Annotated in this window: 19 protein-coding genes; 4 read left to right on the forward strand and 15 right to left on the reverse strand. The window is 38.9% G+C overall.

The features are described from left to right. The first annotated feature begins 22 nt into the window (after positions 1-22). On the forward strand, positions 23-418 hold the full coding sequence (locus tag ACFILH_RS06090; RefSeq protein ID WP_273790144.1) for an MliC family protein: 396 nt from the start codon (positions 23-25) through the stop codon (positions 416-418). A 17-nt stretch (positions 419-435) separates the two neighbouring features. Further along, a complete protein-coding gene (locus ACFILH_RS06095) occupies positions 436-828 on the forward strand; it encodes an MliC family protein (protein ID WP_273790145.1) in 393 nt (130 codons plus the stop codon). Between the two features lie 16 nt (positions 829-844). Here ACFILH_RS06095 and mnhG read toward each other — a convergent pair whose 3' ends face one another. From mnhG to ACFILH_RS06130, 7 genes are all read right to left on the reverse strand, one after another. After that, positions 845-1,255: a monovalent cation/H(+) antiporter subunit G gene (gene mnhG / locus ACFILH_RS06100; protein ID WP_273790146.1), complete on the reverse strand. Its 411-nt coding sequence runs from the start codon at positions 1,253-1,255 to the stop codon at positions 845-847. Beyond that, a complete protein-coding gene (locus tag ACFILH_RS06105; protein WP_273790147.1) occupies positions 1,252-1,533 on the reverse strand; it encodes a K+/H+ antiporter subunit F in 282 nt (93 codons plus the stop codon). The genes mnhG and ACFILH_RS06105 overlap by 4 nt, the downstream gene beginning before the upstream one ends. Beyond that, positions 1,530-2,015: a Na+/H+ antiporter subunit E gene (locus ACFILH_RS06110; RefSeq protein WP_273790148.1), complete on the reverse strand. Its 486-nt coding sequence runs from the start codon at positions 2,013-2,015 to the stop codon at positions 1,530-1,532. Before ACFILH_RS06110 ends, ACFILH_RS06105 begins: the two co-directional genes overlap by 4 nt. Beyond that, entirely contained in the window at positions 2,012-3,628 is a 1,617-nt protein-coding gene (locus ACFILH_RS06115) for a monovalent cation/H+ antiporter subunit D (RefSeq protein WP_375667527.1), read from the reverse strand. Before ACFILH_RS06115 ends, ACFILH_RS06110 begins: the two co-directional genes overlap by 4 nt. Then, positions 3,628-3,969 carry a Na+/H+ antiporter subunit C gene (locus ACFILH_RS06120; protein WP_273790150.1) on the reverse strand — a complete coding sequence of 114 codons (342 nt, stop codon included), beginning with the start codon at positions 3,967-3,969 and terminating at the stop codon, positions 3,628-3,630. The genes ACFILH_RS06115 and ACFILH_RS06120 overlap by 1 nt, the downstream gene beginning before the upstream one ends. Beyond that, positions 3,969-6,890 (reverse strand): monovalent cation/H+ antiporter subunit A, encoded by a 2,922-nt coding sequence (locus ACFILH_RS06125; RefSeq protein ID WP_273790151.1) that lies wholly within the window; start codon positions 6,888-6,890, stop codon positions 3,969-3,971. The genes ACFILH_RS06120 and ACFILH_RS06125 overlap by 1 nt, the downstream gene beginning before the upstream one ends. Positions 6,891-7,117: 227 nt before the next feature. Then, positions 7,118-7,615, reverse strand: a complete 498-nt coding sequence (locus tag ACFILH_RS06130) for a BA14K family protein (RefSeq protein ID WP_273790152.1) — start codon at positions 7,613-7,615, stop codon at positions 7,118-7,120. Positions 7,616-7,782: 167 nt separating this feature from the next. On the opposite strand from ACFILH_RS06130, the gene ACFILH_RS06135 reads away from it, so the two are divergent. Further along, positions 7,783-8,880, forward strand: a complete 1,098-nt coding sequence (locus ACFILH_RS06135) for a carboxynorspermidine decarboxylase (RefSeq protein ID WP_273790153.1) — start codon at positions 7,783-7,785, stop codon at positions 8,878-8,880. A 54-nt stretch (positions 8,881-8,934) separates the two neighbouring features. Then, on the forward strand, positions 8,935-10,173 hold the full coding sequence (locus ACFILH_RS06140) for a saccharopine dehydrogenase NADP-binding domain-containing protein (protein WP_375667529.1): 1,239 nt from the start codon (positions 8,935-8,937) through the stop codon (positions 10,171-10,173). A 1,155-nt stretch (positions 10,174-11,328) separates the two neighbouring features. Here ACFILH_RS06140 and lpdA read toward each other — a convergent pair. The 8 genes from lpdA to ACFILH_RS06180 all read right to left on the reverse strand — a co-directional run bounded on the left by lpdA (position 11,329) and on the right by ACFILH_RS06180 (position 22,465). Beyond that, positions 11,329-12,735: a dihydrolipoyl dehydrogenase gene (lpdA, locus tag ACFILH_RS06145; protein WP_375630654.1), complete on the reverse strand. Its 1,407-nt coding sequence runs from the start codon at positions 12,733-12,735 to the stop codon at positions 11,329-11,331. A 31-nt stretch (positions 12,736-12,766) separates the two neighbouring features. Then, positions 12,767-13,978: a 2-oxoglutarate dehydrogenase complex dihydrolipoyllysine-residue succinyltransferase gene (gene odhB / locus ACFILH_RS06150; protein WP_375660487.1), complete on the reverse strand. Its 1,212-nt coding sequence runs from the start codon at positions 13,976-13,978 to the stop codon at positions 12,767-12,769. 32 nt (positions 13,979-14,010) lie between these two features. Beyond that, entirely contained in the window at positions 14,011-17,010 is a 3,000-nt protein-coding gene (locus tag ACFILH_RS06155; RefSeq protein ID WP_375654298.1) for a 2-oxoglutarate dehydrogenase E1 component, read from the reverse strand. A 162-nt stretch (positions 17,011-17,172) separates the two neighbouring features. Further along, a complete protein-coding gene (gene sucD, locus ACFILH_RS06160) occupies positions 17,173-18,075 on the reverse strand; it encodes a succinate--CoA ligase subunit alpha (RefSeq protein WP_375630649.1) in 903 nt (300 codons plus the stop codon). A 3-nt stretch (positions 18,076-18,078) separates the two neighbouring features. After that, positions 18,079-19,275, reverse strand: coding sequence for an ADP-forming succinate--CoA ligase subunit beta (gene sucC / locus ACFILH_RS06165; protein WP_273790159.1), 1,197 nt, complete (start codon positions 19,273-19,275; stop codon positions 18,079-18,081). Positions 19,276-19,370: 95 nt separating this feature from the next. After that, entirely contained in the window at positions 19,371-20,333 is a 963-nt protein-coding gene (gene mdh / locus ACFILH_RS06170; protein WP_273790160.1) for a malate dehydrogenase, read from the reverse strand. A 288-nt stretch (positions 20,334-20,621) separates the two neighbouring features. Beyond that, positions 20,622-21,821 (reverse strand): cell division protein ZapE, encoded by a 1,200-nt coding sequence (zapE, locus tag ACFILH_RS06175; protein ID WP_375662909.1) that lies wholly within the window; start codon positions 21,819-21,821, stop codon positions 20,622-20,624. Positions 21,822-21,919: 98 nt separating this feature from the next. Next, entirely contained in the window at positions 21,920-22,465 is a 546-nt protein-coding gene (locus ACFILH_RS06180) for an AprI/Inh family metalloprotease inhibitor (RefSeq protein ID WP_273790161.1), read from the reverse strand. Between the last annotated feature and the right edge of the window lie 33 nt (positions 22,466-22,498).

Genomic DNA, 22,498 nt, shown 5'->3' on the forward strand with positions numbered 1-22,498 from the left:
ATTAGGAATATAGGGAAGCATCATGAAAAAAACTTTGCACATTTTAGGATTTTTCACCGCTTTAAGTTTATCACTCTTCAGCTCAAACAATAGCTTAGCTGGTTCTTTAATCATTGAAGTACCAGACAATCCAGAGCCCAAAACAGAGATCATTACCTATCAGTGTGATACTGAAACAGGTAAAGAGCGCGTTGAGGCAGTCTATCTTAATGCTGACAATATTTCGTTGGTTGATTTCAAATGGAACGGTGATCGTGTCATTGCTGCTAATGTCATCGCTGCGACAGGAGCAAAATTTGCAGGAGCTCAGTATATCTGGTGGGAGAAGAACAAAGAAGTCACGCTTTATGACCTTGCTCAGGATCCAGAAGAAAAAAAACCTATCCTCTGTAAAGATGAGTCAACATTATTATTTTAAATAACACGGGAAATATTATGAAAAAAATTTCTTTTACTAAACAATTTTTCATTACTTTAAGTGTGTTCCTCCTCGGTTCAATTAATGCATTAGCAAGTTCTTTAGTCATTAAAGTACCAGATGATCCAGAACCAACAACAGAGACCGTCTCCTATCAATGCGATATGGGAACAAGCAAAGAGCATGTTGAAGCAACTTATCATAATGCTGGCAATATTGCGCTTGTTGATTTAAAATGGAACGGTAAGCGCATCGTTGGTTCTAATGTAATTGCCGCTTCTGGAGGAAAATATGTGGGTGGTCAATACATTTGGTGGATAACTAAAAATGAAGCCATATTTTACGATCTTATTAATGATCCAAAAGAAGAAAAGCCCATCCACTGTGTAGAAGAAAAAAGCACAGAATAAGGAAGGTTCTTACATTTCAAGAACCGCGCTGGCTCTCATCTCTTGATGTTCCTTCTGATGTGGGTAACTTTTCCTCCGTCTGGTGTAATAAAAGAGCCAGCGGTTTTTCTGACTGTTCTTCTGAATGATGTCGATAAGCTGCTGTATGTGAAAGCAACATAGAAGCTATCGGCGCTGTTAAAAACAAAAAAAACATCAGCAACGCTTCATGAAAAACAAAATAATGGTCCACAAATATTGAATAAAGAAATGAAGAAATAAGAATACTACCAACGCCCCAACTCGTACATACTGAAAGCATATGCAAACGCTTATAAAAATTGGAAAAACGCACCAAACCTATTGTTGCGATCAATGTCAGTCCCGACCCTAATATTAAGAAAATCGTGATAGCAATAGCAACCACAAGCGATACATCATCTTTCATTCAATAATCTCCCCTCGCATGAGAAATTTCGCCAAAGCAATACTCGAGACTGGACCCAACAACCCAATAATGAGAGCTGCGACAAAATAAATGGTTGTTCCAGAACGAATATCGAATGTAAGAAACAAAAGAATAGTGGTTATATAAAGGGCATCCAAACCAACAATTCTATCCTGTGCCCGTGGACCACGAATCAACCGAAACAGCGCGAAAATCACCGCTAAACTTAAAAAAAACTGTGAAAAGAAAAGCCCCCAATAAAGAATCACCATACTCATAAAAAAATCTCCAAAAGCAATTGCTCATACCGTTGTTTGATCAACTGTTTGTAATCATATCCATTTTTTAAATTTAAGACATGAAGCAAAAGTTCACCCTTTTTACTATTATAGGCAACCCAAGCAGTTCCAGGGGTTGCCGAAAGGATGCACGCTAAAATAGCCAAAGCAGTGCGATTATGAAGCAGAAGAGGTACTACAATAAAACCAGACTTCTGCTCTCGAGACCTTTTTGTTAAAACAAACCAAGCCACCGAAACATTTGAGAATATAGAATCTATAAATACTCGAAAAACGAGACGAAAAACCGCACTCCAGCTTTTAATAACAGCCTTCTCTGGCTCCAGAAGCCGTATCATCCAACCACAAAACAAAGCAGTTAAAATCCCTAAAAGCAATTGCCCTAAACTAAAACCATTTAAAATAAGCCACATAAGGACAATGCCACCACTGAAAAAAGGGGAAGTATAAAAACGATTCATTTACTCATCTCCCCGAGAGAAAAATCCGTTAAAACGCTCCCAATATAGTTTTGAGGTTCATACAAAGTCTTAGCGGTTTCAGACATATAATGACTAACAGGACTGGCTACAATTGTTATAAGAAAACACAAGGCAAGAAGAACGGCAATAGGTGCAAATTCTATCACCTGCACACGGGGAACGCGACCTTCAAGAGAAATCCAAAAAGTTCGGATACCCGTTCGTGTCAGTGCAATCAAAGCTGCAAATCCAGAGAGGGTGACAAAAACTACAAAAAGCCAATCTTGGTAAACCGGAAGAGAGGCAAAAAAATCCTCTCTACTATGGTTTAAAATTGCCATGAACATCATAAGTTTAGCAACAAAACCAGAAAAAGGTGGCAATCCAATAATCAAAATGGCACAGATACCAAAACAAGCCCCAAGAATTGCCAAGGTTACAGGGAAATATGTGCCAACTTCATCTTCTTCCTCCTCTTCATCGTCGCCATAAACCTCCATTGTGACAGCAAGAACATTAGCAGCCACATCTTGACAGCGCTCAACCAACTCTACCAAAAGAAAAAAAGCTCCCAGTGCTAAAGTTGAAGAAACAATATAAAAAAGTGCACCTGCTGTCAGTGCTGCATTGCCGATGCCGATCGCAGCCAACAATGTACCAGAAGAGACAAGGACACTATAAGCTGCCAAACGCACCAAAACTTGACTCGCCAATACCCCAATAAAACCAACAATCATAGTGGCAAGCCCACCATAAAACAAAACCGTATGACCAAAATGGTTAAAATATTCACTTTCAGGACTAAACCATAGCAACGTTAAACGTAAAATAATATAAATACCCACCTTGCTCAAAAGTGCAAAAGAAGCTCCAACGGGTGCTGCTGCTGCACTGTAAGTTGGCACCAACCAAAAATTAAGCGGCCACATACCCGCTTTAAGCAAAAAAGCAATACCTAAAAGTGCAACACCTATTTCGAACAAAACAATATCTGTAGAAGATATATATTTTATTTTAACAGCCAAATCGGCCATATTAAGAGTACCAACGACTCCATAAATGAGCGCTATACCCACTAAAAAAAATAATGAAGCAACAAGATTAACCACGACATAATGCAACCCTGCGCGCACGCGTGTCTGACCAGAACCATGCAAAGCAAGCCCATAGGAAGCCGTTAACATAACTTCAAAAAACACAAATAAATTAAATAAATCGCCGGTCAAAAAAGCACCATTTATTCCCACCATAAAAAATTGCATTAGTGACTGAAAATGAGAACCAGCTTTGTACCAATGAGCCCGCGCAAAAACCAACACGCTAGTCACCAACAAGCTGGAAAGTAAAAGCATCATAGCGCTTAAGCGATCAAGGACTAAAACAATTCCAAAAGAAGACGGCCAATTACCAAGTCGATAAACATCACAAGCCGGTGCTATTTCAAGAGTACGTATAATCAATAAAATGGCAGTAACGACCAACAGTCCCGCAGAAGAAAGACTGATGAATGATTTAAGTTTTGCACGACGTTCATCATAAAAAAGAAGAAGTGCTCCAGTGATTAACGGCAAAAGAATAGGCAAAATAAGGAGATGATGCACCCCTACTTCCATTATTGCACCTCACGTCCATCAACGTGATCAGAACCCGTTAAACCACGTGAAACCAACAAGATAACTAAAAATAAAGCTGTTGTTGCAAAACCAATCACAATCGCAGTTAACACCAAGGCTTGTGGGAGAGGATCGACATAATTAGCTGGATTAATAACAGTGGTAGGATCAACAATTGGAGCAGCATTACTACGCGGTCTACTCATTGAAAATATAAAAAGATTAACACCATAAGAGATCAAGGACAAACCAAGAATGACTTGAAAAGTACGTGGACGTAAAACAAGCCAAATACCTGATCCGACAAAAACACCGATACCCAAAGAAAGAACAATTTCCATTAATTTTCCTTCTCTTTTAAAATAGGTTTCTTACCGATTCGGTAACTCCGAATTGACTGGTGTGCAAGTGCAATTAAAATGAGAACAGTTGCTCCCAACACAAGAGAAAGTACACCAAAATCAAACAAAAAAGCAGATGTCATGGGAACTTTCCCAATTAACGGAAGATGAATATATCGAAAAAAGGATGTTAAAAAAGGATATCCAAAAAACCAAGAGCCCATCCCCGTTACAACTGACAACAATAAGCCAAAGCCTATCCAACGCAAAGGTAAAACTCTCAAATGCGTTTCCACCCACCGAATATCGCGTGCAAGATATTGTAAAATAAACCCTATCGCCAAAGTAATACCACCGACAAATCCACCTCCTGGCAGATCATGCCCTCGCATGAATAAATAAATAGCAAAAGCAATAATAATCGGAAAGAGCCAACCCATAATAACAGCAGGAACAGCTAAATAATTTAATACTGTATCTCCCACATTTCGATTAGGCTGTGCTATATCAAAGGCTTTCTGGATACGTTGTTGAAAAGGCGCATCAATACTCTCAGGCGCAGGACGAAAACGTCGTAAGAGGGCAAAAACAGTAAGGGAAACAACACCCAAAACCACAATTTCTCCCATGGTATCAAAACCACGGAAATCAACCAACAACACATTCACAACATTGCGACCACCAGCATCTGAGTAAGCATGCGTTAGAAAAAAATCAGAAATCGTTGTACCTTGAGGACGTGTCATCACTGCAAAAGAAAGCCATGCTACACCAGCACCTCCTACAAGGGATATGATGAAATCACGGAAACGACGCAAACGAATCCAAAAATGAACAGCAGCTGGCCCAGGATCATGCAAACGTTTAGGCAACCACCGTAAACCAAGCAATAATAAAACGACTGTAACAACCTCAACAACCAATTGTGTTATTGCTAAATCAGGAGCAGAAAGCCATAAAAAGGTTGCACAAGTCATCAAACCAGCTCCCCCTAAAAGCATAAGTGAAGCAAGACGATGAAACTTTGCTCGCCAAGCAACTAAAAGCGCACATAATCCGCCAACCAGCCAAAGAGCGAGAAAAGGAATATCAAGTGGAAAAAGCGGTAATGTCCCCACTGGAATGAAACCATCGCACCAAAGTAAAAGACCAACAAATGCAAAACAGACCCAAAAAATCCAATGCAACTGGATCTGCAAACGGCGTGTTGACAAAGCAGATTCCACCGCACGGGCCCATTTCCAAGAAATAATTACGAGAATGCGTTCAAAAATACGCGGTCCTTTTAAGTGACGGAAAAAAGGAGCCCCATCATCACAGGATAAAAAATAACGATGCCCGACAGCATAGAGCAATCCGCCCCCTAATAATGCAACAAAACTCATCACTAATGGAGTGTTAAACCCATGCCAAACAGCCAAACTATAAGGAATTGTCATTGGTCCTAAAACAGACACGACCGCATTATCTAAAATAGGTCCTATTGTTAAATTAGGGAAAATACCAACCGCTAAACAAATAAACACCAAAAGCTCCATTGGTAAACGCATAAAATGCGGTGGTTCATGGGGAGTCTTGGGTAAATTGTCAGGCTTTGGTCCTAAAAAAACACCGTGAATAAAGCGTATAGAATAAGTCACACTAAACAGACTAGCTAGCGTTGCCACATAAGGCGCAATCCAATCGAGCCATGATTCCATATGCGTTTCAACAGCTTCAGCAAAAAACATCTCTTTCGATAAAAAACCATTCAACAAAGGAACCCCAGCCATCGCTGCACTCGCAACTAAAGCAAGAGTTGCTGTAATAGGCATAGAACGATAAAGCCCTGACAGTTTACGCATATCACGTGTTCCTGTCTCATGATCAATAATGCCAGCAGCCATAAATAAAGAAGCCTTAAAAGTAGCATGATTGGCCATATGAAAGATCGCCGCAACACATGCAAGTGGACTACCAAGACTTAAAAGCGTTGTAATTAATCCAAGATGACTAATAGTCGAGTAAGCAAGCAGTCCTTTTAAGTCTTGCTGAAACATGGAAAAATAGGCACCTAGCAGCAATGTCGAGAGTCCTGAAAAGCCAACCAGCCAAAACCAAGATTCTGTTCCAGAGAGCACAGGCCATAAACGAACAAGCAAAAACAATCCCGCTTTTACCATTGTTGCCGAATGCAAATAAGCCGATACGGGGGTTGGAGCAGCCATCGCGTTGGGTAGCCAAAAATGAAAGGGAAATTGCGCGCTTTTTGTTAACCCTCCCAATAAAATACAAATAAGGATAGGACTATAAAGAGAACTTGACCGGATCATATCTCCAGACTGTAGCACCTTATCCAAATCAAAACTGCCAACAGTATACCCAATCAATAAAACTCCAATAAAAAGGGCAAAGCCGCCAAAACCTGTGATCGTTAGAGCCATACGCGCACCCTCACGCGCACTTGCATTATGGTACCAATAGCCGATCAACAAAAAAGAAAAAATACTAGTGAGTTCCCAGAAAACAACCAAAAAGACGAGATTACCTGATAAAACTATTCCTATCATTGATCCCATAAAAGCCAAAAAAAAGGAAAAAAAACGAGGTACAGAATCCGCTGGATCCATGTAATAACGTGAATAAATGACAACAAGCAGCCCAATCCCTGTAATGAGCAAGCAAAAAAGCCACGATAAACCATCTATACGAAGAATCAAATCGCTTCCCCATTCTGGAAGCCAAGAAATATCTAAACGCACTATGTGGTTTCCGCGAACTTCCGGATAAAGCATTATTGTAAAAATAAGACAGAAAAGCGCGACAATCCCAGCAAACCAGGCTTCATTATTTTTTGCTGTCGAACGAAAAAAGCCAATGACAGCACTTCCACCAAAGGGAAGCAAAACGAGCAATACCAACATTGCTTCCCGTGTTGTCATTCTTTAAACTCCATTTTGCCTTAATATTTTGTCATCGACAAAAACTTATATTCTCACCCCCCATTCCACACTTAATGATAATAAGATTTAATAAAACTTAAAAGCATTTAAAATTTTAAAAAAAACAATGCTGGCATGAAAATACTGCGCACCACACAAGTCTTCTCTTTATTTTAAGAACAATAACGCCCACGACAAGAAGCAATTAAAATTTTATTTAATAATTTCTATCCTTTAAAAAAGCGTGATAAACACTGCTTACGCCCCCCATGAAAAGGCTGAAAACTATTATCATTTTTATTATAAGAGCGATAACGCGCAAGGCAAGATTCAATATGTTGTTTAAGCATCCATGGCTCTTTTTTTTCTAATTTTTCCGAAGAAGAAGTTAAAAACACTTTTTTAGCATCTGGTACAACTTTTAATGATGCGCCTTTTGTGCTTAAGTGCGGTGATGTAATAAATGCCACTTCAGGATACCACCAATTATCACTGTATTTACGATAACCACGCCGATAATGACGATAACCTTTAAAACCATTAAGTTCTCTACGCCCCGTAAAAATCAAAGGCACCGAACTATCTTGGAGAGAGGTCTGAGTAACCAGTTTGGCTTTAGCATCACTCCTATTTTGCCCCCAATTAACAAGAGTGGTTATTATAATGAAAAAACTGCTAACAAATACAAAAGCTAAAGCATAATATAATTTTTTTTTCATACTCATAACAAAAAACTCAACATAATAAACAACAGTAATTACAGAAAGCCTTTCTCTTGCTGGACAGAAACAGATTCTTTTCTTAAGATTCTTTTTTCTTGAGACATTCTGTTACTCTTTGTACTAAACGTTGATCTTGGCAATAAGATCCTACAAAAAAGAATGAATAAATAATGATAAAAACCCCCTACTATCTTATAGACAAATCGAAACTCATCAAAAACATGCAAACAATTTCTCGTTTACGGGAAATGTCCGGAGCTAAAATTTTACTTGCTTTGAAATGTTTTGCCACATGGAGTGTTTTTGATTTAATGTCTGAGTTCATGGATGGAACCACATCATCATCCCTTTATGAACTGCGTTTAGGAAGAGAAAAATTTGGCAAAGAAACCCATGCTTATTCAGTGGCTTGGGCAGATGATGAAATTGATGAAGCCTGTGGTTATGCAGATAAAATCATCTTTAATTCCATCCAACAGCTTCAACGCTTTTCTGATGCAACAAAAACCATTCAAAGAGGTTTAAGGTTAAACCCAGGAATGAGCGCATCAAATTTTGATCTTGCCAACCCCTCTCGCCCTTTTAGCCGCTTAGGAGAAACAAACCAAAGCGCTATCAAAGAAGTTCTGCCTCTTATCAACGGATTGATGATCCATAACAATTGTGAAAATGCTGACTTTAATCTTTTTAACCAAATGCTTGGGTATATGGAAGAAAAATTTGCAGAACTTTTTTCTGCTGTTGACTGGATAAGCCTTGGCGGCGGAATCCATTTTACGGCTGAAAATTATCCTCTAGAAGCTTTCGCAAAACGCTTAAAACAATTTTCTAAAACTCATGGTGTCACTCTTTTTCTAGAACCAGGAGAAGCTGCTATTACCAAAAGCACCACACTGGAAGTAAGCGTTCTTGACACATTGTATAATGAAAAAAAACTTGCCATCGTTGATAGCTCCATTGAAGCTCATATGCTTGATCTTTTAATTTATCGTGAGAATGCCAAATTAGAACCCAATCAAGGTCCACACGAAATTATGATTTGTGGAAAGTCTTGTCTTGCCGGCGATATTTTTGGAACATTTCAATTTCAAAAACCTCTTAAAATAGGCGATAGACTGTCTTTTCAGGATGCAGCAGGTTATACAATGGTCAAAAAAAACTGGTTTAATGGCGTTACAATGCCTGCTATTGTTCTCAAAGAGTGCGATGGTACATTAACACTTCAACGCCAATTCAGCTATAACGACTATCAGGAAAGCCTTTCATAAAGATAAACCATAAAAAACGTCATACAACAGTATTAAAAAGGAGATGGACCTACAATGAAAAAAAATGTTCTCATTATTGGTGCCGGAGGTGTTGCACAAGTTGTTGCGCATAAATGCGCTCAAAACAACGATATTCTTGGTGAAATTCATATTGCTTCACGAACACTCAAAAAATGTGAGGCCATCATTGCTTCTATTAAAGAAAAAAACACAATGAAAGAACAGGGTGTTCTCAAAAGCCATTCGCTCAATGCCATGAATGTAGAAGAAACTATAAAGCTCATCCAAAAGACCAAATGCGAAATTGTCATTAATGTTGGTTCTGCCTTTCTTAATATGTCTGTTCTTTCAGCTTGTATTGAAACCAAATGCGCTTATATCGATACCGCAATTCATGAAGACCCATTGAAAATTTGTGAAACACCTCCTTGGTATGGCAATTATGAATGGCCTCGACGTCAAGAATGTGAAAAAGCTGGTATAACCGCTATTTTAGGAGCAGGTTTTGACCCAGGTGTAGTGAATGCTTATGCTGCATTAGCGCGCGATGATTATTTTGATAAAATCACAGATATTGATATTATTGATATTAATGCCGGAAATCATGGGCGTTGGTTTGCTACAAATTTTGATCCAGAAATTAACTTCCGTGAATTTACAGGACAAGTATGGTCATGGCAAAATAAAAAATGGACTTCCAATAAAATGTTTGAAATCAGCCATGAATGGGATCTTCCCGTTGTGGGAAAACAAAAAGCCTATATGACAGGACATGATGAAATTCATTCACTTTCCAAAAATCTTGATGTAGAGAATGTCCGTTTCTGGATGGGATTTAGTGATCGTTATATCACTGTTTTTACGGTTCTAAAAAACCTCGGACTCTTATCCGAACAACCAATTAAAACGGCAGAAGGTCAAGAAGTCGTGCCCTTGAAAGTCGTGAAGGCCGTCTTACCCGACCCTTCCTCTCTCGCCCCAGACTACACAGGAAAAACCTGTATCGGAGATCTTATTAAAGGCGAAAAAGATGGAAACTCGAGAGAAATTTTTATCTATAATATAGCCGATCACAAACAAGCTTTTCATGAAACTGGGGCACAAGGCATTTCCTATACAGCTGGCGTACCAGCAGCCGCAACAGCTCTTCTTATTGCCACAGGCGAATGGGATGTTAAAACTATGGTCAATGTAGAAGAATTACCACCCCACCCTTTCCTTAAATATCTTGATCATATGGGGCTTCCCACTTTTATAAGAAAACAACAAGAAGATAAAAAATTACAATTTTAATACCTATAGAAAGCATATGCTTGATTTTTTAAGTTATCACAAAACTGCCCAATGAAAACAAACTTAATATTCTCGTGTAATTATGGTTTTCAAAAAAATTTTAGCTATTCGTTATATTTTGGCAACATTACGATTTCTTAACAACCTTAAAGAAGAGACATATCATCTTTTTAAGACATAGCAAGCAATGATCAAGAAAAGCAGAGAAGAAAAAACTAACTTAATCACACTGTATGACTTGTCATTATCATCAAAAAGATAGTGTCATAAACAAAAGATATAAAAATACCGCTTTTTTAAAGAAGAGCGGTATTTTGTAGAATATCCAATCCCTCCCCTCTTCATCTTAAATGACAAAGATCCTTAACCCACACCAATCATTAAACAATTCAATTTCTTTGGGTGAATTCCTCTTGGCTTCTCTCTTCATATGATTCATCATCATATATAACACATTGATTTATAACAATAAAATATCATTTTCAACTTGATTTATAACGCTGAATACTGTAAGATTTTCTTATCACAAGCTCTCTCACATTGAAGCAATTAAAATCTTTTGTCTGCACATCACAAACAAAGCGAGCGTGTGAGGTAAAATGATAAAAGAACAGAATAAAAATTCTCTTATGAAAACTCTCAAATAATAAAGAGCTTTAGCAATATTGAGAACTGAAAAAGTGTATTATCAATGTCAGCGTGTACTTTTACTAAACATAAAGATGATGGTGCACAATAGGTCGTATAACAGTTTGAATGAATTTCATATATTTCAAGAGAAACTTTACAGCTATACCATTCACGAGCACCATTGCGAAGTAGATTTGGGCATTTTGAGAGATGTTTTCTTAACACAAAGCACGCAGATAGGCTCAGAATACTATCTTAAATATTTTATAACAGTATAAAAACTACCCCATATATAAAACTTTACATAGACTAAACACCACCGCTCTAAACGATAGTGCACAACAGAATAATCAATCAAAACTGCACAACAGATATCTAAAACAGTAATTATCGAAAAGCATACAACAAATGGAACATTTTAATACAATTGGTTATATTCCTTTTTAAAGTTTTAAAATGTTGTTGCATGCTTCACTAATATTTTCCGCCTCATGTGCCTTTTAAAATGTACTTTTTAAAAGCTTTTTAAATATGAAGTGGTTTAGCAAATGTTGCCAAAGCTGCCTCACGCACGGCTTCTGATAAGGTAGGATGTGCATGGCAACAACGTCCCAGATCTTCTGATGAACCACCAAATTCCATTAAAACTGCAATTTCATGGATCATTTCACCAGCACCAAATCCAAGAATATGCCCCCCTAATACCCGATCTGTTTTTTTATCAGAAAGGATTTTAACGAACCCATCACTCTTTTGCATTGCACGTGCACGACCATTAGCCATAAAAGGAAATTTGCCAACATTATATTCAATACCAGCAGTTTTTAGCTCTTCTTCTGTCCTTCCTACACTCGCAATTTCCGGCTGTGTATAAACAACACTAGGAATAACATCAAAATTAACATGTCCTTTTTGACCTGCCAAAATTTCTGCCACAGCAACGCCTTCTTCCTCTGCTTTATGTGCTAACATTGGTCCTTTTACGACATCACCAATTGCATAAATTCCTGGAACATTCGTCTGCCAATGAGCATCAATTGCAATAAATCCGCGTTCATCTAACTGAACACCAGCCTCTTGTAAGCCAAGCCCCTCTGTATAGGGAGAACGTCCAGTAGCAATAAGCACAACATCAGCCTCTAAAGTTTCAGATTCACCACCTTTGACAGATTCAAAGCTCACCTGAGCAGTTGAGCCAGATTGTGTAACAGCTGTCACCTTTGCACCCGTTTTATATTCAATCCCCTGTTTTTCCATTAATTTCTGAAATTGCCGTGAAACTTCACCATCCATTGAGCCCAAAACTTTATTAAGATACTCAATAATGGTCACCTTAGCACCTAAACGGCTCCAAACTGATCCAAGTTCTGAACCAATGACACCAGCACCCACTACAATCATATGCGCTGGTACTTTTTCAAGTGAGAGAGCTCCCGTAGAAGAAACAATAGTCTTTTCATCAATTTCAACATTCACCCCTGGAATGCCTGAACTCTCTGAACCGGTAGCAATAATAATATTTTTTGTTTCAATTGTTTGTTTATTACCATCTCTGGCAACAACTTCCACATGACCCGCACTCAAAATTTTGGCTGTCCCAAAAAAAGTATCAACTTTATTTTTTTTCATCAAAAAAGAAACACCACTCGTATTGGCTGTTACCACAGCTTTCTTATGAACCATCATTTGTTCAAGGTTAAGCTTAGATTTACCAATAGAAATACCAAGCGTTTCAAAACCATGCTGGGTTTCAGAAAACACTTCTGAAGCATGCAACAACGCTTTAGAAGGAATACAACCAACGTTGAGACATGTTCCTCCTAATGTTGTACGCTTTTCAATAATCGCTACTTTAAGTCCCAGTTGTGCCGCCTTTATTGCTGCTACATAACCACCTGGACCCGCTCCGATCACAGCCACATCATAAGACATCCGTTTCTCCTTTCATCCTGAAAACTGTATTTTACAAATCAAGAACAAGGCGTTCCGGATCTTCTAAGCTTTCCTTAACACGCACAAGGAAAGTCACAGCTTCTTGCCCATCCACAATACGGTGATCATAAGAAAGCGCTAAATACATCATGGGACGAATCACAACTTGGCCCTCAACAACCATTGCTCGCTCTTTAATCGCATGCATTCCCAAAATACCAGATTGTGGTGCATTCAAAATCGGTGTTGACATCAACGATCCATACACACCACCATTGGTAATGGTAAAAGTTCCGCCCTGCATATCAGAAACGGCTAATTTTCCATCACGCGCAAGACGTCCCAAACGACCAATCTCTTTTTCAATCTCTGCCAATGACATTTGATCTGCATCTCGCACTACTGGAACAACAAGCCCTTTATCCGTTCCAACAGCAATTCCAACATTGACATAGTTTTTGTAAACAATATCTGTCCCATCAATCTCGGCATTAACAGCAGGAAGTTCTTTTAATGCATGACAAACAGCCTTGGTAAAAAACCCCATAAAACCAAGTTTAACACTATGTTTCTTTTCAAAAAGATCCTTATAACGCTTGCGCAAATCCATCACAGCTGACATATCAACCTCATTAAATGTGGTTAACATCGCTGCTACATTTTGTGCATCTTTAAGACGGCGAGCAATTGTTTGACGCAATTTCGTCATACGAACCCGCTCTTCACGTGTTTCTTGGACAGGAATTGCCGAAGAACTCGTCGCAGAAGAAGAGGGTGTAGGGGCATTTGTACTTTGTTTTAATCCACCAAGAACATCTTCTTTAAGAATTTGTCCACGTTTTCCAGAACCTGAAATATCGCTTTTTGCAACATTATTTTCAGCCATCAATTTTGCTGCTGAAGGAGAAGGAGGCATTGCACTGCTCAAAGCAGACTTCTCCGATTCAGATGAAGCCGCTGGAACAAGTGTAGCAGAAGGTGAAAATGATTGGGAGACACCAGCTTCTCCAGCTTTCACCACTCCTAAAAGAGCATTTACTTCAACCGTATCGCCTTCTTTTGCAATGATTTCAGATAATTTCCCAGCAACAGGAGAAGGAACTTCAACGGTTACCTTATCAGTTTCTAATTCAACCAAAGGCTCATCCATAGCGACAGCTTCGCCAAGTTTTTTAAACCATTTGCCAACCGTTGCTTCGGTAACCGATTCGCCCAAAGTAGGAACACGAATTTCAGTAGTCATAATATTTTTCCATACATCAGAGTAGTAATAAATTAAGAACCTAACGCGTCTTTAAGAAACGCAGCCAGTTGTTCAAGGTGTTTCACCATTAACCCAGAGGCCGGTGACGCACTCGCAGGACGTCCTGCATAACGAGCACGTGAATATTGCGCATTAATATGCGTCAAAACCCATTCCAAATAAGGCTCAATAAATGACCAAGCCCCCATGTTTTTTGGTTCCTCTTGGCACCAAAAAACTTCCGCCTGCAAAAAGCGCGATAACACATTCACCAAAACTTTTGCAGGGAAAGGATAAAGCTGTTCAATACGAAGGAGATAAACATCATCAATACCCTTTTTTTCACGTTCTTCATAAAGGTCGTAATAAACCTTACCAGTACAAAGAACGACACGGCGAATTTTATTATCTTTTTGCAACTTAATGACAGAATCTTTGAGACATTCTGCATCATCAAGCAACACACGACAGAAACTTGTTTCTGGCCCCATTTCATTGAGAAGAGAAACCGCTCGCTTATGACGTAAGAGTGATTTCGGTGTCATCAAAATCAATGGCTTACGGAAATCACGCTTAATTTGTCGACGCAAAATATGAAAATAATTTGCAGGGGTTGTACAATTAGCAACCTGCATATTATCTTCCGCACAAAGTTGAAGAAATCGTTCTAAACGTGCAGAAGAATGCTCCGGCCCTTGCCCTTCAAAACCATGAGGCAATAAACACACAAGACCAGACATACGAAGCCACTTACGCTCTGCGGATGAAATAAATTGATCAAAAATGACCTGTGCACCATTAGAGAAATCACCAAATTGTGCTTCCCAAAGTGTTAATCCTCGTGGTTCAGCAAGAGAATATCCATATTCAAAACCAAGAACAGCTTCTTCAGAAAGCATAGAATTAACAACGTCATAAAGCGCTTGCCCCTTTTGTAAATGATTCAAAGGAATATAACGCGCCTCATTTTCTTGGTCATAAAGAACGGAATGACGTTGTGAAAAAGTTCCCCGCTCAACATCTTCACCGGAAAGACGAACCGGTGCACCTTCCAAACAAAGTGAACCAAAAGCTAAAGCTTCAGCGGTTGCCCAGTCAACACCCTCACCGGTTTCAAAAATTTTAGCACGATTATTTAAAAAACGTTGAATGGTTTTGTGAACGTGAAAATTCGCCGGAATTTCAACAATTTTCTGACCAATTTCCTTTAAAGTTTTTAATTCAACACCGGTTGCTCTAGAATGCTGCTCATCAGAACTACTAAAAGCTTTGAGTCCCGTCCAGCTTCCATCAAGCCAATCAGCCTTATTAGGCTTATAAGAAGCACTCGCTTCAAGTTCACCTTCAAGCTTATCGCGCCATAATTTTTTTTGTTGCTCAATCTCTTCTGAAGAAATCATTCCTTCTGCTACCAATTGGTCACTATAAAGTTGAAGTGTTGTTTTATGATTACGAATTGCTTTATACATAAGCGGCTGCGTAAAGGAAGGTTCATCACCTTCATTATGCCCATAACGGCGATAACAAAACATATCAATAACCACTGGTTTATGGAAAATTTGGCGAAACTCTGTTGCTATTTTGGCAACAAAAACAACCGCCTCAGGATCATCACCATTCACATGGAAAATTGGTGCATCAATCATTTTTGCGACATCTGATGGATAAGGCGAAGAACGTGAAAAACGTGGAGATGTTGTAAAACCAATCTGGTTATTGATAATAACATGAAGTGAGCCTGCAACACGATAACCTTTAAGACCTGAAAGACCAAAAGTTTCTTGGATAACGCCTTGTCCTGCAAAAGCAGCATCACCATGAATAAGCAATGGCATCACTTTTGAACGCTCACTTAATGGGAGTAAATCAGTATGCGCAGGTCCCATAAGTTGATCTTGTTTAGCACGTGCTTTCCCCATAACAACCGGATCAACAATCTCAAGATGAGATGGATTAGCCAACAGCGATAAGTGAACTTTTTTACCATCAAAGTCCAGATCAGCGGTAGTTCCCAAATGATATTTGACATCACCGGATCCCTCCACATCATCAGGCTTATAAGATCCCCCTTTGAATTCATGAAAGATAGCCCTATGCGGTTTGGCAAGAACTTGTGAAAGAACATTTAAACGACCACGATGTGCCATTCCTAAAATAACTTCCTGCACCCCCAAAGCACTACCACATTTGATAATTTGTTCAAGAGCGGGAATCAGCGCCTCACCACCATCGAGTCCAAAACGCTTTGTACCTTTATATTTAGTGTCTAAAAACTGTTCGAATCCCTCTGCCTGAATAAGCTTATTCAGAATAGCTTTCTTGTCTTGTTGTGTGAAAGAATTTTTTTTATCTCGCCCTTCAATGCGTTCTTGAAGCCATGCTTTCTGAACTGGATCAGAAACATGCATATATTCCACACCGATTGTTGAACAATAGGTCCGATTGAGAATCTCAAGCATTTGCGGAATAGTTGCATATTCCAATCCTAAAACATTATCAATAAAAATGGGACGCTCGTAATCAGCTGGAGTAAAACCATAAGCTTCTGGAGAAAGTTCCTTATAATCTTCTTGTTTTTCGGCCAATTGAAGAGGGTCAAGCTGCGCATGAAGATGTCCCCGTTCTCGAAACGCACGAATCATCATAATTGCATGAACGGAATCACGTGTTGCACGAATAATATCTTGTTTACTGGAAGTTTTTCCCTTTTGTGCAGCACCTGTTATTGCTTTTTCCTTTAATTTATCGCCAAGATATTTTTCAAGAGAAGACCAATCACCATCAAGAGCAGAAACCAATTCACCCTCTGCTTTTAACGGCCAATGATCACGCTGCCATGTTGCTCCTTCAGCATTTTTAAGAACATCTTCTTTATTATCATGAAGTCCTTCAAAAAAAGCACGCCACTGTGAATCAACACTGGTAGGATCTTTTTCATATTGAGCATAAAGTTGATCTATATAATCCGCATTCCCACCATAAAGAAATGATGTCTGTGCAAAAAGGCTATTTATTTCGTCCTGCCTTGCCATATACCTCTCCGGAACATCTATTCCGTCTCCTTATATCTCTTTTGACCTTTAAATGCTTACAAACAAGCAGTGATTTGAACATTCAAAAAAGTTTTACCTTTTTATACTCAAGTTTTTTCACCTGAATCTAAGAACCTTTGCTTATTCAGGTGAAACTTTCTTTTAGCCTTTCAAAACTGACATCAAAGTCTTACCTATCTGTGATGGCGAAGAAGACACACGAATCCCTGCTGATTCCATTGCTGCAATTTTATCTTCTGCTCCACCCTTACCACCAGAAATAACAGCACCGGCATGTCCCATTGTACGTCCTGGAGGAGCCGTACGGCCAGCAATAAAGCCAACAACTGGCTTTTTTCGACCTTTTCTTGCTTCATCTTGCAGAAACTGTGCTGCTTCTTCTTCAGCAGAACCACCAATCTCACCAATCATAACAATAGACTGAGTTTCATCATCTGCTAAAAACATTTCCAACACATCAATAAATTCAGTACCCTTAACAGGATCACCACCAATCCCTATAGCAGTTGTTTGTCCGAGACCTTCCTGACTCGTCTGAAAAACGGCTTCATAAGTTAAAGTTCCCGACCTCGAGACAACCCCAACAGAACCTTTTCTAAAAATAGAACCAGGCATAATACCAATTTTACATTCATTTGGTGTAAGAATACCGGGACAATTAGGACCAATAAGACGAGACTTTGAGTTTTCTAATCGCGCCTTCACTTTAACCATATCCATAACGGGAATACCTTCCGTAATACAGATAATTAAACGAATTTCAGCTTCAATAGCCTCTATAATAGCTGCCGCAGCCCCTGCAGGAGGAACATAAATAACGGAAGCATCCGCGCTTGTTTTTTCTTTTGCTTCTGCAACATTAGCAAAGATAGGAAGAGTTTCACCTTTTGAACCTTCCCATGTTTCTCCACCCTTTTTAGGATTAACGCCACCAACCATTTGCGTACCATGATAAGCAAGCGCCTGTTCTGTATGAAATGTTCCTGTTTTTCCTGTAAGCCCTTGAACTAGAACTTTTGTCTCTTTATTCACAAGAATCGACATAGCTTAAGCTCCCTTCACGGCTGCAACAATTTTTTGGGCAGCATCATCTAAATCATCAGCAGGAATAACATTCAAACCACTCTCATTAATAATTGCTTTACCCTGCTCAACATTAGTGCCTTCAAGACGAACAACCAAGGGAACTTTTAAACCAACCTCACGAACAGCAGCAACCACACCTTCAGCAATGACATCACAACGCATAATACCACCAAAAATGTTAACCAAAATGCCCTTAACATTTGGATCGGCCGTAATAATCTTAAAAGCAGCTGTCACCTTTTCTTTTGATGCTCCACCACCAACATCCAAAAAATTCGCTGGCTCTGCTCCATAAAGCTTAATGATATCCATTGTTGCCATAGCAAGCCCAGCACCATTAACCATGCAACCAATCGTACCCTCAAGAGCAACATAAGCAAGATCATGCTTTGATGCTTCTATTTCCTTTGGATCTTCCTCTGAAAGATCGCGCAATTCTAAAATATCTGGATGACGAAACAGAGCATTATTATCAAAAGAAACTTTCGCATCAAGAACACGCAAACGACCATCTTTCATCACAATAAGTGGATTGATTTCTAAAAGGCTCATGTCTTTTTCACAAAATGCCTTATAGAGAATCGGAAAAAGCTTTTCACCATCTTCTCGCGCACTACTTTGTAGTTTCAACGCATCACAAAGTCTTGCACAATCAGCAGAAGTAACACCCTCTCCAGCATCAATGGGAAGCGTGAATATTTTTTCTGGTGTCTCTTCAGCAACCGTTTCAATATCCATTCCACCTTCTGTTGAAACAACAAAAGCAATTCGACCAATGCTACGATCAACCAAAAGTGAAAGATAAAGCTCCCGTTCAATATCGGCACCGTCTTCAATATAAAGGCGGTTGACCTGCTTACCCTCTGGACCAGTTTGTTTGGTTACCAAAGTTTTTCCAAGCATTTCTTGAACATTTGCAACAACTTCTTCAACAGATTGTGCAAGCCGAACACCACCCTTTGCATCAGGATCAAGTTCTTTAAACTTACCCTTACCACGACCACCAGCGTGTATCTGACTTTTAACCACATAGAGAGGTCCGGGCAATTTTTCCGCCCATTTTTCCGCTTGCTCTACAGAATAAACAGCGACACCATTTGCAATTGGTGCTCCATATTCATGAAGCAGACGTTTGGCCTGATACTCATGGATATTCATGCATTTGTCCTTTTCTTTTATGGATCATGGATCTTATTAATCCTAAAGTTTTAATATTCTAAATACTTATTTTAATGAATTAAACCTTGTTCAATTTACTTGAGACTAGGTACAAGAGCAATACAAGCTTCACAAAGCTTTTTAACCGCATTTACTGAATGATCAAAAGCACCTCTTTCTTCTTTATCAAGATCAATTTCAATGACTCGTTCAACACCACCTGCACCAAGTACAACAGGAACACCAACGTAAGTATCATTAACCCCATATTCTCCTGAAAGATAAGCTGCAACAGGCACAACACGCTTAGTGTCCTTTAGATAAGCCTCAGCCATAGAAACAGCAGAAGCTGCTGGTGCATAATAAGCAGAACCTGTTTTTAACAAACCAATAATTTCTGCACCACCATCGCGGGTACGCTGGATAATTTGATCAATTCTTTCCTGTGTTGTCCAGCCCATCTTTACAAGATCAGGCAAAGAAATACCACCAACCGTTGAATAACGCACGAGAGGAACCATTGTATCACCGTGGCCCCCTAAAACAAACGCTGTCACATCTTTAATAGAGACCTTAAATTCCTCAGATAAGAAATGACGAAAACGCGCTGAATCAAGAACACCTGCCATACCAACCACTTTATGTGTAGGGAGACCTGAAAATTTCTGCAAAGCCCACACCATCGCATCAAGGGGATTAGTAATACAAATAACAAACGCCGAAGAAGCGTATTTTTTAATTCCAGCTCCAACTTGTTCCATAACCTTTAAATTAATGCCCAAAAGTTCATCACGGCTCATACCAGGTTTTCGCGCAACGCCTGCTGTTACAATAACAACATCAGCACCTTCAATTGTTTCATAAGCATTAGCACCTTTTAGACTGATATCAAAACCATCAACAGGAGAAGATTCGGCGATATCTAGAGCCTTACCTTGTGGCACACCTTCTGCAATATCAAATAAGACCACATCAGCAAGCTCTTTAAGCCCAATAATATGTGCTAAAGTACCACCAATCATACCTGAACCAATGAGAGCTATTTTTTTCCGTGCCATTTTATTTTTTCCTAACTTTTAGATAATTCAGCGCACACCCATCAGCGTCCGTATACTGAATATTTTTGACTTCAACCATATTCAAACAATATCATAAAAAGGAGTAAAGAAATGAAATTTACAAATTTCTCTCTTTACAGAAACAACAACCCTCCGCTGAAACAACTATTAGAAAATTATCACGATGTATCGATAAAGTGAATTTAAAAAAAATACAACAGAATTATTATATTTCTTTAATTTCAAAAAGTTATTGTTTTTACAGTTTACGTAAAGGTAAAAGTATAATCAATGCTTCTTCTTCAAAAGAAAATGTTCTTCCCAAAGTTTTAAATAATCGTAGCTTTGCATTTCGAAAAGACGTGATTGTGTTCTTTTAAATTCAAATGTTTCCGTAATCTGCGCATGCCCTTTATACAAATCCCCTACCCCTGCCGCAGCCGACATAAACAACCGTATGTGGCGTTCATAAAGAATATCAATAAGCAAAATAAACCGTTTTGTTTCATTGCGACATGTATCATCCATGACCGGTACATTATCAATAAAAATCGTATGATAACGCTCTCCTAATAACAAATATTCAGCCGCGGCCAAAGGCTTTGCACATAAATCCCCATAATCAAAACGAGCACATCCTGCACCAAAGCGCGGAATAGGAATAAGGCGCCCTTTTATAGAAAGCTCATCAGATGTCTCCTTATGTCCTTGCAATACAAGTGCCCATGCTTGATCCATATATTCATTTGCCGGGACCCCCAACGGCGACACATACACCTGTTGTAGATTTGATTTTTCAAGGCGATAATCTGTTTTTGCATCAAGATTAACAACGCGAACATATGCTTTCAAAACTTGAATAAAAGGCAAAAAGAGTTCACGATTTAAACCGTTACAATAAAGGTTATCCGGCGCCACATTTGAGGTTGCAATAAAGAAAATTCCTTTATCAAACAAAGCAGAAATAAGCCGCCCCAATACCATAGCATCAGCAATATCTGTTACACTAAACTCATCAAAACAAAGTATTTTTGCTTCTCGTGCAAGATCCTCAGCAACAGCTAAAATAGGATTATCTTGTTTAAATTTTGCACACCCAGATGCTTGACGATAAAAATTAATACGCTCATGTACATCAGCCATAAAATCATTAAAATGGGCACGCTTTTTATGACCTTTAGGCAAACAAGAAAAGAACAAATCCATCAGCATGGTTTTGCCCCGTCCTACTTCACCATAAATATACAGTCCCTGAAAAAAACCTGTTTCATCTCCTTGTTTTACAACACAAGAAATATTTTGTTTTTTCCTTTTAAATATTCTATTAAAGAAAGAGCAAAATATCCAAGTCCAAGGACGAGGGATATTTTGTTCCGTAATTTTTTTTAATAAATGATCAAAATATTCTGTTATAGCTAATTGAGCGGGATCAAAACAAACCTCTCCTTTAGCGACAAGCTCCTTATAACGTGTTGAAACGAGAATCATCCAAAAAACCTTTTTCAAACCGATCTCAATGAAAAATACAAATACTTTTCACGAATCTGTCCGTCTAGCTTAGCTTGTCATAAACGGTCAAAAATGATTTAACGACTTAAAACAACGGGATGATCATCAAGTGTACGTCCCTCAAAACGATCAACATTTGAAGAATAAAGAACGAGGATAACACGTCCAGAGTTATTATAAAAATATAATCTTTTTCCTTTAACGTCCCACGATCTCACTTGGGAAGCAATTCCTGGACAGTGTAAAGGACCAGCACGGTACCCTTTTCCAAACTTTGTTTGTGGAGTTGCAATCCGGCAAACTTTTCCTCCCATAGAAAGATTCCATACCCCAGCAATACTTGCAGGAAATAAATCAGTGGCACTGCTTGGCAATTCGAGACTAGCCATTCGTCCATCGCTCTGAGAATCTCCTTTTTCATACACCGAAGCGTTTGCGTCTTCAGATATCGACGAAGAAGGAGACGACAGATCAGACGCTTCCAATATTGTCATTTGTTGAGATGGATAAAAAACTTCTAATGCGTTATTATCGTCATTACCATCAAACCGTGTTGTTGAACATCCCCCTAAAAACATTACAGTTGATAGTGCAACAAAAAACGAAACTCTTGAAAACGCCATGTCTGTACTCTCTCCCACGACAATAAATAAGTT

The organism is Bartonella sp. CL435QHHD (genome assembly GCF_042195095.1).
Classification (GTDB): Bacteria; Pseudomonadota; Alphaproteobacteria; order Rhizobiales; family Rhizobiaceae; genus Bartonella.

Coding starts and splice junctions, on each gene's coding strand:
- ACFILH_RS06155 (WP_375654298.1), bottom strand. CDS start 17,010: ATGGCAAGGCAGGACGAAATAAATAGCCTTTTTGCACAGACATCATTT.
- lpdA (WP_375630654.1), bottom strand. CDS start 12,735: ATGTCTTATGATGTGGCTGTGATCGGAGCGGGTCCAGGTGGTTATGTA.
- ACFILH_RS06135 (WP_273790153.1), top strand. CDS start 7,783: ATGATAAAAACCCCCTACTATCTTATAGACAAATCGAAACTCATCAAA.
- ACFILH_RS06110 (WP_273790148.1), bottom strand. CDS start 2,015: ATGAATCGTTTTTATACTTCCCCTTTTTTCAGTGGTGGCATTGTCCTT.
- ACFILH_RS06120 (WP_273790150.1), bottom strand. CDS start 3,969: ATGGAAATTGTTCTTTCTTTGGGTATCGGTGTTTTTGTCGGATCAGGT.
- ACFILH_RS06130 (WP_273790152.1), bottom strand. CDS start 7,615: ATGAGTATGAAAAAAAAATTATATTATGCTTTAGCTTTTGTATTTGTT.
- mnhG (WP_273790146.1), bottom strand. CDS start 1,255: ATGAAAGATGATGTATCGCTTGTGGTTGCTATTGCTATCACGATTTTC.
- sucD (WP_375630649.1), bottom strand. CDS start 18,075: ATGTCGATTCTTGTGAATAAAGAGACAAAAGTTCTAGTTCAAGGGCTT.
- ACFILH_RS06105 (WP_273790147.1), bottom strand. CDS start 1,533: ATGAGTATGGTGATTCTTTATTGGGGGCTTTTCTTTTCACAGTTTTTT.
- ACFILH_RS06090 (WP_273790144.1), top strand. CDS start 23: ATGAAAAAAACTTTGCACATTTTAGGATTTTTCACCGCTTTAAGTTTA.
- ACFILH_RS06095 (WP_273790145.1), top strand. CDS start 436: ATGAAAAAAATTTCTTTTACTAAACAATTTTTCATTACTTTAAGTGTG.
- ACFILH_RS06180 (WP_273790161.1), bottom strand. CDS start 22,465: ATGGCGTTTTCAAGAGTTTCGTTTTTTGTTGCACTATCAACTGTAATG.
- sucC (WP_273790159.1), bottom strand. CDS start 19,275: ATGAATATCCATGAGTATCAGGCCAAACGTCTGCTTCATGAATATGGA.
- ACFILH_RS06125 (WP_273790151.1), bottom strand. CDS start 6,890: ATGACAACACGGGAAGCAATGTTGGTATTGCTCGTTTTGCTTCCCTTT.
- odhB (WP_375660487.1), bottom strand. CDS start 13,978: ATGACTACTGAAATTCGTGTTCCTACTTTGGGCGAATCGGTTACCGAA.
- ACFILH_RS06115 (WP_375667527.1), bottom strand. CDS start 3,628: ATGGAAGTAGGGGTGCATCATCTCCTTATTTTGCCTATTCTTTTGCCG.
- zapE (WP_375662909.1), bottom strand. CDS start 21,821: ATGATTCTCGTTTCAACACGTTATAAGGAGCTTGTCGCTAAAGGAGAG.
- ACFILH_RS06140 (WP_375667529.1), top strand. CDS start 8,935: ATGAAAAAAAATGTTCTCATTATTGGTGCCGGAGGTGTTGCACAAGTT.
- mdh (WP_273790160.1), bottom strand. CDS start 20,333: ATGGCACGGAAAAAAATAGCTCTCATTGGTTCAGGTATGATTGGTGGT.